At 65.6% G+C, this 10,331-nt stretch carries 4 protein-coding genes; 2 read left to right on the top strand and 2 right to left on the bottom strand.

Annotated features, from left to right (window positions below):
• Window positions 1–255: 255 nt before the first annotated feature.
• Both RBA40_RS09445 and hemE read right to left on the bottom strand, forming a co-directional pair.
• On the bottom strand, window positions 256–2,277 hold the full coding sequence (locus RBA40_RS09445; protein WP_306647670.1) for a primosomal protein N': 2,022 nt from the start codon (window positions 2,275–2,277) through the stop codon (window positions 256–258).
• A 752-nt stretch (window positions 2,278–3,029) separates the two neighbouring features.
• Window positions 3,030–4,115 (bottom strand): uroporphyrinogen decarboxylase, encoded by a 1,086-nt coding sequence (gene hemE / locus RBA40_RS09440; RefSeq protein WP_306647669.1) that lies wholly within the window; start codon window positions 4,113–4,115, stop codon window positions 3,030–3,032.
• A 129-nt stretch (window positions 4,116–4,244) separates the two neighbouring features.
• On the opposite strand from hemE, the gene RBA40_RS09435 reads away from it, so the two are divergent.
• Both RBA40_RS09435 and RBA40_RS09430 read left to right on the top strand, forming a co-directional pair.
• A complete protein-coding gene (locus RBA40_RS09435; protein WP_306647668.1) occupies window positions 4,245–6,194 on the top strand; it encodes a S9 family peptidase in 1,950 nt (649 codons plus the stop codon).
• Complete coding sequence (locus tag RBA40_RS09430; protein ID WP_306647667.1) at window positions 6,191–10,330, top strand: DEAD/DEAH box helicase; 4,140 nt, start codon at window positions 6,191–6,193, stop codon at window positions 10,328–10,330. The genes RBA40_RS09435 and RBA40_RS09430 overlap by 4 nt, the downstream gene beginning before the upstream one ends.
• Window position 10,331 lies beyond the last annotated feature (1 nt).

The raw sequence follows: 10,331 nt of genomic DNA, 5'->3' as shown, positions 1-10,331 counted from the left end.
TTGACTAGCAATTAGTTGCGGAACCGACCTGGACGACTGATGTATTGAGCCAATCGACGGCCATAAGTTGTCTAAAGGGAGTTAAGCGAACGAAACCGTTGTGAGAAGCCCACCAATGGCTGACCGGCACCATTTTTATTGCTAGTCAGAGCTCTGACCCCGGTGGTGGTTTGCTTGTTTTTTGACACCAATTATCTTTCTGGTTGGGATTTTATTGCTAGTCAGAGCTCTGACCCCGGTTAGGAAACTATTGCTTCAGATGTCGAGGGGGTCGACTTCGAGCGACCATTTGACGCGGCTTTTCATGGCGCGCAGCAGGGCCAGCCATTCTTTGAGGAAGGCTTGCAGCGCCGGCCGCGAGGGACTTTCAACCAGCAGCTGCGCACGGTCGACGTTGTGCACCCGCGTCATCGTCATCGGAATCGGGTCGTTCAAGGTGATGCCGTGAAATGCCAGCGCGTCGCGCGCACTCTCCAGAAAGCCGATCGCCGTTTCCAGCTCGGGCGCCTCGGCCCGCAACAGCGCCTGGTACAGATACGGCGGCAACGCCGCCTGGCGCCGCTCGGCCAGCAAATCGGTGGCGAAACGGTCGTAGTCGTGGTTCACCACCGCCGAATACAGCGGATGGCTGGCGTAACGCGTCTGGATCAGCACTTCGCTCACGCTGCCGCCTTCCGTGCGCGCCGCCCTCCCCGCCCGCCCCGCCACTTGCATCAGCTGCGCGAACAGGCGCTCGCTGGCCCGGTAATCCTGCGAGAACAGCGCCGTGTCGGGATTGAGAATCCCCACCAGCGTCAGTTTCTTGAAGTCGTGCCCCTTGGCGACCATCTGGGTGCCGATCAGGATATCGACTTCGCCCCGGTGCACCGTGTCGAACGCGGCCTGCGCACTGCCCTTCAGGCGCGTGGAGTCGGCGTCGATACGCAAGATGCGCGCCTGCGGAAAAACCTGCTGCAAGCCTTCTTCCACGCGCTGGGTGCCGCGCCCGAGCGGCTGCAGGTCGACATTGCCGCAGGTCGGGCAGTGGCGCGGGATGCGCAGCTCCAGGCTGCAGTGGTGGCAGCGCAGCCGGTGCTCCGGCTTGTGCAGCACCATGAAGGAGGTGCAGCGCGTGCAGTTGCTGATCCAGCCGCACGATTCGCAGCAGATCACGGGCGCGTAACCACGCCGGTTCAGGAACAGCAGCGATTGTTCACCGCGCTCCAGGCGCTGGCGCAGCGCGGCCGTCAGGTAGGAGGTGATGCCGTCGACCGGTTTGTCGCGCTCCATGTCGAGCAGCTTCACGCGCGGCAGCACCGCATCCTTGACGGCGCGCTCGCGCAGTTCGAGCTTGCGATAGCGCCCGGAGCCGGCGTGGTGCCAGCTCTCGAGCGAGGGCGTGGCCGATCCGAGCACGATCGGAATCTTCAATTGGCGCGCGCGCCACACCGCCAGGTCGCGCGCGGAGTAGCGCAGCCCTTCCTGCTGTTTGTACGAGGGGTCGTGCTCTTCGTCGATGACGATCAGCTTCAAATGCGGCAGCGACGCCAAAATCGCCAGGCGCGTGCCGAGGATGATGCGGGCCTGCCCCTGGTGCGCGGCCAGCCAGTGCAGCATGCGCTCGCCCTCGGACAGGCTGCTGTGCAAGGTGGCCAGCATCACGCCGGGAAAACGCGCACGGATGTTCCCTTCCAGCTGCGGCGTGAGGTTGATCTCGGGGACCAGGATCAGGATCTGGCCGCCCTCTTCGCGCGCCAGCACCTGGGCACAGGCCTGCAGATAGACTTCGGTCTTGCCGCTGCCGGTCACGCCGTATAGCAGGATCGGGGTGAAGCCCTGCGCGCCGCCAATGGCGTCGGCCGCTTCCTGCTGCGCGCCGTTCAGCACCGGCATGTCGAGCGGGGTGTGGTCGTGCACCGGCGCGCTCTTGGCCAGCTTTTTCAGGGCGCGGTCCAGCGCCACGGTGGTGAGCACGCGCAGGTTCTTGGGCAGCCCGGGCAAGGCCACTTCGCCGAGCGGGCGCTGATAGTAGTCGGCGGCAAACGCCGCCAGCGCGATCCATTGCGGCGACAGGGGAGAGAGCTGGCTGCGCACGCCCAGCGCATCTTTGAGCTTATCGGCCGGGACGTCGGTGTCGTGTTTGACAGCGACGATGAGCCCGACTACCTCGCGGCGGCCGAAGCTGACCAGCGCCAGCTGCCCCACCAGCGGCTCCTCGCCGGCGGCGCACGGCCAGCGGTAATCGAAGCAGCTGGTGAGCGGCGTGTCGAGCGCGATGTTGAGGATGCAGTACGCCATCAGGGTCGGTGTCGGTCGGGGTCAGCGGGTGTCAAAAAGAGGATCGTCATGGATGTCCAGGACATCGTTTCAAGCTGCTTCAGCTTGTGGACAACTTTGTGGACAAACAATTTGTGCGAGGCCAAAAGCTTTGTGCTTGCACAATAGATGAGCCTAACAACTGAAAATCAAAGAAATTTAATCCTTTTAAATCAACCACTTGAAAAAATCGCCTTGGGAGACCGGGAAAACCATGTTTTACCGGCGTTCTGTGCATAAGTGAGTCGGCAGGGCAGCAAAATGTAGTCGTCTGGCCAGCCTGGCGCTATGGATAAGCACAGCCGGCGGCGAGCCTGGGAAGGTCGCCAAAGTGACTTCCGGAAACCACAAATTTGCCCTGCCGACACAGTCCTGCGCCATCATGCAGTGCAGCAAACACTTCATGTAAAACCTTCACATATTCGCTAAGTCGCGGTAAACGCGGGAGTTTTCCTTTTTATCCACACAGCCTGTTGATAACTTTGTGGACAATGCTGGAAAAACCGCGTTTTCCCTCTGTATCTTGTCCACATCCGGGCTGTGCGGCTCGACAGGAAAATTTTAAAACTCTTTAAAAATCAACCACTTGCAAGTATCTGAAACTTTTCCGCGCCGCCTTCTTTTTAATCAGGGGTGTTTTGGAAAATTGTGAATAAGTGGGATATTGTCGTTTAGAAAACAGCTTCTGCGGGGTAGCGAAACCACCTTGTCAGGGTGGCATCGCTGTAGCCAGACTACAGGCCGGCGCGTTGCTGGCGGCTGAAGCTGTGGACCGCCTCGACCATGGCGCTGACCGACTCCGGCGGGGTGAACTGCGAGATGCCATGACCGAGGTTGAACACGTGACCTGAGCCGTCGGACGGCTTGCCGTAGCTGGTCAGGGTACGCTCGACTTCGGCGCGGATCTGTTCCGGGCTGGCGAACAGGATCGCCGGGTCGAGGTTGCCCTGCAGCGCCACCTTGTGGCCGACCAGCGCGCGCGCGCGGCCCAGGTTGACGGTCCAGTCCAGGCCGACCGCGTCGGCGCCGATGTCGGCGATCTGGTCGAGCCACAGGCCGCCGCCCTTGGTGAAGACCACCGCCGGGATGCGCACGCCGTCTTTCTCGCGCTTGAGCTGGCTCATCACCTGCTGCATGTACTGCAGCGAGAAGGTCTGGTAGGCGCCGTCGGCCAGCGCGCCGCCCCAGGAGTCGAAGATCATCACGGCCTGGGCGCCGGCGTCGATCTGGGCGTTCAGGTAGGCCGCCACCGCGCTGGCATTGGTCGACAGGATGTGGTACATCAGGTCCGGGCGGTTGTACAGCATCTTTTTGATGGTGTGGAATTCCTTGGAGCCGCCGCCTTCGACCATATAGCAGGCCAGGGTCCACGGACTGCCGGAAAAGCCGATCAGCGGCACGCGGCCATTCAAGGCGCCGCGGATCTGGGTAACCGCCTTGAAAACGTAGTCGAGCGAGTCCAGGTCGGGCGCGCGCAGGGCCATGACGTCGGCCTCGGTGCGCAGCGGACGCTCGAACTTGGGGCCTTCGCCATCGACGAAGTACAGGCCCAGGCCCATCGCGTCAGGGACGGTGAGGATGTCCGAGAACAGGATCGAGGCGTCCAGCGGATAGCGGTCGATCGGCTGCAGGGTCACTTCGGTGGCGTAATCGGGGTTCTTGGCCAGGCCCAGGAAGGAGCCGGCCCGCTCGCGCGTGGCGCGGTATTCCGGCAGGTAGCGCCCCGCCTGACGCATCAGCCACACAGGGGTGTAATCAGTCGGTTGGCGCAGCAGCGCGCGCAGGAATGTGTCGTTCTGGAGCGGGGCGAATTGGGGCATGGGAGAGAGTCGAAAGCTTGAAGAAAGGCGCTATTATCGCATTCCCGCGCCGCACGCCGCGCACCGCCATTTGCACGGGGCCGGGGTATTATCTATCATGCCATACCACCGCCAACCCAGTGAATCCCCATGACAGCTTCGACCAGCCCGCAGAGCGCCCCTTTCGGCCTCTGGCCTTCCCCTATCAGCGCCGCCACCGTGGCCGCCGGCGCCACCCCGCTGTCGCAGCCGCAGGCCGATGGCCTCGACGCTTACTGGCTGGCCGGGCGCGCGAGCGAGGGCGGGCGCACCACCCTGCTGCGCCAGCGCGGGGCCGAGCTGGTCGAACTGACGCCGGCCCCGTTCAATGTGCGCAGCCGCGTGCACGAATACGGCGGCGGTGCCTACCTGGTGGCGGCGGGCACGGTATATTTCTCGAACTTCGCCGACAACTGTATTTACGCGATCTACCCCGGCCAGACGCCGCAGGCGATAACGCGTCCGGGCAGCGCGCGCTACGCCGACTTTGCGCGGGATGCGGCGCGAAATCGCCTGATCGTCGTGCGCGAGGACCATGCCGTCCCCGGCGCCCAGCCGGTCAATACCCTGTGCGCAATTGACGCCGACGGAACAGAGACGATCCTGGCCCACGGCAGCGACTTTTACGCCGCTCCGCGCCTGTCGCCGGACGGCCGCGCGCTGGCCTGGCTGAGCTGGGACCATCCGCGCATGCCGTGGCAGGGCACCGAACTGTGGCTGGCCCAGGTCAACCCGGACGGCTCGCTGGCCCCCGCCACCCTGGTCGCCGGCGGCCCCGGGGAAGCGGTCTGCCAGCCCGAGTGGGCCCCGGCCGGCGTGCTCCATTTCGTGTCGGACCGCAGCGGATGGTGGAACCTGTACCGCCTGGCCGCCGGCAGCGTGCAGCCCCTGTGCGAGCGCGCCGCCGAATTCGGCACGCCGCACTGGACCTTCGCGGTGTCGATGTACGGCTTTCGCAGCGACGGCGAGATCATCTGCACCTATATCGAAAACGGCGTGAGCCGGCTGGCCCAGCTCTCCCCCGAGACCGGCAAGCTGGCCCCGATCACCAACCCGTACGAGGAAATCCGCGAGCTGCGCGTGGGCGGCGGCGCGGCGCTGATCCTGGGCGGCTCGCCCACCATTCCACTGGAACTGGCGCATTTTGATCTGGCCAGCGCCCGGCCCCACGTGCTGGCGCGCTCGATCACCGACCTGCCGGCCGACGGCTATCTGTCGGTCCCGGAGAGCATCACCTACGCCAGCGGCGGCAATGGCCAGCGCACCGCGCATGCCTTCTACTACCCGCCCTGCAACGCCGGCGTCACGCCCGATGCGACGGAAAAACCGCCGCTGATGGTGATCGGCCATGGCGGCCCGACCGGCATGGCTTCCAGCACCCTCAAGCTGGCCACGCAGTACTGGACCAGCCGCGGCTTCGCGGTGCTGGACGTGAACTACGGCGGCAGCAGCGGCTTCGGCCGCGCCTACCGCGACGCCCTCAAGGGCCAGTGGGGCGTGGTCGATGTCGACGATTGCGTGGCCGGCGCGCATTACCTGGCCACGCGCGGCGTGGTCGATCCGGAGCGCCTGGTCATCCGCGGCAGCAGCGCCGGCGGCCTGACCACCCTGTGCGCCCTCACCTTCCACGATGTGTTCAAGGCCGGCGCCAGCTACTACGGCGTGTCGGACCTGAAGGGGCTGGACGACGACTCGCACAAGTTCGAGTCGCACTACAACGAGTACCTGATCGCACCAAAGCCGGAATCGGAAACGCTGTATCTGCTGCGTTCACCGATCAACCACACCGACAAGCTGACGCGCCCGATGATCTTCTTCCAGGGCCTGGACGATAAAGTCGTGCCGCCGCAGCAGTCCGAGGTGATGGTGAGCGCCCTGCGCGCGGCCGGCGTGCCGGTGGCCTACATGACGCTGGAGGGCGAAGGGCATGGCTTTCGCAAGGCCGACAGCATCGTGCGCACGCTCGAAGCGGAGCTGTATTTTTACCTGCGCATTTTCGGCCTGGTCTCGCCCGGCCAGCCGGCCGTGGTGGCGATCGACAATTTGCCCGGAGTTGCATGAGCGAGCAAGACGCAACGACGATGCGGGCCCGGTTCGCGCAACTGGGCCTGCTCGAAAAAAGTATCGCCGCCATGCTGGCGATGGCGGGTGAACCGATGGGCCGCATCCGCCTCCAGGAGCATCTGGCCAGCGCGGGCATCACGGTCAGTAACGACGGCATGGTCGAGGCGATGGAATCGCTGCGCGCGCTCGGCATGGCGGGCGAGCTGCAGCACCGCGGCTGGATCGTCACGCCCGAAGTCACCTGGCCGGCACTGAGCGCGGCGCTCGACGCCGGCCAATTCGGCCCGCTGGCCGCCGCCTACGACAACCTGACCCCGCTGCGCCGCAACTGGGAAGGCTTCGCCATCCTGCGCAGCTACCGCCAGGGCGTGGCGCTGCTGCGCATCGCGCTGGCCAGCGGCCAGGGTCCGGCGCTGGTGGCGCCGCTGCTGGCGGCCTGCATGAACTGCCACGAGGCGGGCTACCTGCACCCGCTGGTCGATATCTGCGCGCGCCCATTCGAGCCGGAGCTGTTCGCGCGCATCCACCCGCAACTGCGCGATGAGGTGCTGCGGGTGCTGATGGAGAACGCCCAGCGCGAACCGGCCAGCGCGCCGCAGTTGCGCGTGTTCGCCGAACGCCACCTGGCGCAGGGCGCCTGCTCGATGGGCCTGCGTGTCGTCATGGCCGAACACCTGATCCTGTGCGGCCGCCTGGACGACGCCTCGAACCTGCTGCACGACATGGACGATGCGATGGCGCTGTTCTACCGCAGCGTGATCCTGCTGCTGCGCGAGCACCACGCCGAAGCGCTGGCCGGATTCGACCAGGCGCTCAAGTCGCTGCGGCGCGAAACCGGCAAACGCAAGATGACCTTCCCCGGCATCGGCGGCCACCTGTACGTGCTGGCGCTGCTGCGCAGCCCCGATCCGAAACATCACAAGCTGGCCGAGGCCTATCTCGACATCGTCACGCGCACCGTGCAAAGCCACGATACGGCGGTCTACCAGCAACTGAACATGCTGCGCCAGATCCGCGGCGGCACGGTCGATGCGGCGGTGCTGCCCACGCGCAGCTGGGAAAGCGCGCTGCAGCCGTTCATGTTCCGCGCGCTGCTGCATTACTGGCTGGCGCTGCCGCAGCTGGACGACAAGCGCGCCCAGCTCGAACAGATGATGACGCAGGCGGCCGAGGGCGGTTTCGATCTGGTGGCGGCGCAGCTGGGCGCCCTGCTGGGGCGCATCGGCGCCGTTTCGCGCGAACAGGAAGCGATCGCCCTGCGCCAGCGCCTGCGCTTTGCCGACATGTGCGGCTGGTTCGAGCGCGAGGAGCCGTGGGAGCGCCAGCTCAATGCGCTGATCAACCTGCAGCCGGCGGTGAATGTGGAAGTGGTCAAGGAAGCGCGCCTGGTATGGGGCCTGCGCTTCGATCCGCTGTACGGCGTGCAGGACATCGAACCGCGCGAACAGAAACGCGACGCCCAGGGCGGCTGGAGCCGCGGCCGCGCCATGGGATTGAAGCGCCTGTCGGAAGACGCGGCCAGTTTCGACTTCCTCACCTCGCAAGACCTGCACGTGGTGGCGACCCTGAACGCCTATAAATACTACAGCGGCGGCGGGGTGCGCTACGAATTCGACATGGACAAGGCGGTGGCGGCGCTGATCGGCCACCCGCTGCTGTTCTGGATCGACGCACCCGGCACGCGCGTGGAACTGCTGCCGGGCGAGCCGGAACTGATGATCAAGGCGCGCGTCGGCAATGTGACGATCACCCTGCAGCCGCCAATTCTGGATAACACCGACGACGTGTGCGTCACGCGCGAAACGCCGACCCGCCTGCGGGTGGTGCGCATCAGCGACGAGCACCGCCGCATCGGCGCCATCGTCGGCAATGGGCTGGTGGTGCCGCTGCACGCGGAAAAACAGGTGCTCAAGGCGATCGGCGCGATTTCGTCGATCGTCACGGTGCAGTCGGACATCGGCGGCAGCGCGGCCGACATCGCGCAGGTGGAGGCCGACAGCCGCCTGCACGTGCACCTGCTTCCTTACCAGCATGGCCTGAAGATGCAGGTGCTGGTGCGCCCCCTGCCGGACGCCGGCGCCTACTATCCGCCCGGCTCGGGCGCCGAGAGCGTGATCGCCGAGGTGGCGGGCGCGCGCGTGGAAGCGCGGCGCAACCTGAACGCCGAACGCGAGGCCGAACGCCAGCTGGTCGGTGCGCTGCACGTGCTGGAGCAGTCCGAATCGGACCATGGCGAATGGCTGCTGGCGAACCCCATCGAGTGCCTGGAACTGCTGGCCGAACTGCAGGAGCTCGACCCGGCGAAGGTGCTGCTGGCCTGGCCCGAGGGTGAACCGTTTCGCCTCGCGAAAAAAGCCGATTCGAAGTCGGTGCGCCTCTCGATCAAGCGCGACAAGGACTGGTTCGCCGCCAGCGGCGAAGTGCAGGTCGACGAAAACCGCATCATGGACTTGCGCACCCTGCTCGATATGCTCAGGGAGAACGGCAGCCGCTTCGTGGCGCTGGGCGACAACCAGTTCATGGCCTTGACGTCCGAGCTGCACCGGCGCCTGATGGAGCTGTCGGCCTTCGGCACCCCGAGCGCGGACGGAATCAAGGTGCATGCGCTGGCCAGCTTCGCGCTGGAAGACCTGGCGCAGGATGCGGGCAGCGTCGACACCGACAAGGGTTGGCGCGACCACCTGGCGCACATGGAACAGAACGCGGCCTTCGTGCCGCGCTTGCCGAGCACTCTGCAAGCCGAACTGCGCGACTACCAGGTCGAGGGCTTCGAGTGGCTGGCGCGCCTGGCTCACTGGGGCGTGGGCGCCTGCCTTGCCGACGACATGGGCCTCGGAAAAACGCTGCAGGCGCTGGCCCTGCTGCTGTCGCGCGCGCCGCAAGGTCCGGCGCTGGTGATCGCGCCGACGTCAGTATGCATGAACTGGATCAGCGAAGCGGCGCGCTTTGCGCCGACGCTCAACGTCAAGCTGTTCGGCAGCGGCGACCGCGCCGCCATGCTGGCCGAGACCGGGCCGTTCGACCTGGTGATCGCCAGTTACGGCCTGCTGCAGCTGGAAGCGCCGGCGTTCGCCAAGGTGCGCTGGACCAGCATCGTGCTCGATGAAGCGCAGGCGATCAAGAATACCGCGACCAAGCGTTCGCAGGCCGTGATGGCGCTGCAGGGCGAGTTCCGCATGGTGGCCACCGGCACGCCGCTGGAAAATCATTTGGGCGAGTTGTGGAACCTGTTCCGCTTCATCAATCCGGGCTTGCTCGGCACCAGCGACCAGTTCAACCTGCGCTTTGCCGGTCCGATCGAACGGGCCCAGGACAAGCGGGCCGAAGCCGGCGCGCGCCTGCGGCTGCGGCGCTTGATCCAGCCGTTCATCCTGCGCCGCACCAAGGCGCAGGTATTGTCGGAACTGCCGCCGCGTACCGAAATCGTGCTGCCGGTCGACCTGACCGAGGAAGAAACGGCGCTGTACGAGTCGCTGCGGCGCGACGCCATCGCCAAGCTGGCCGCGCTCGAAGCGCCCGAGAGCCAGAAGTCGATCCAGATCCTGGCCGAGATGATGAAGCTGCGCCGCGCCTGCTGCAATCCGGCGCTGGTGGCGCCGGAACTGGGCCTGCAAAGCAGTAAGCTCACTGTGTTCGCGCGCCTGCTCGACGAGCTGCTCGACAACCGCCACAAGGTGCTGGTGTTCAGCCAGTTCGTCGATCATCTGAGCCTGATCCGCAAGCACCTCGACGAACGCGGGATCAAGTACCAGTATCTGGATGGCGCGACCCCGATGCAGGAGCGTAAGAAGCGGGTCGATGCGTTCCAGGCCGGCGATGGCGATGTGTTCCTGATCAGCCTCAAGGCGGGCGGGGTCGGCATCAACCTGACGGCGGCCGATTATGTGATTCATATGGACCCGTGGTGGAACCCGGCGGTGGAAGACCAGGCCTCGGACCGCGCGCACCGCATGGGGCAGCAGCGGCCGGTGACCATTTACCGGCTGGTGGCGCGCCATACCATCGAGGAAGGCATCGTCGAGCTGCACAAGCACAAGCGCGACCTGGCCGACAGCCTGCTCGAAGGCAGCGATGTGTCGGCGCGCATGTCCCCAGGGGATATGCTGCGCATGCTGCAGGACGGGCTACGGTAAC

Source organism: Massilia pseudoviolaceinigra (assembly GCF_030846505.1).
Lineage (GTDB): Bacteria > Pseudomonadota > Gammaproteobacteria > Burkholderiales > Burkholderiaceae_D > Telluria_A > Telluria_A violaceinigra.
This window is presented reverse-complemented; position numbering and strand designations above follow the sequence as displayed.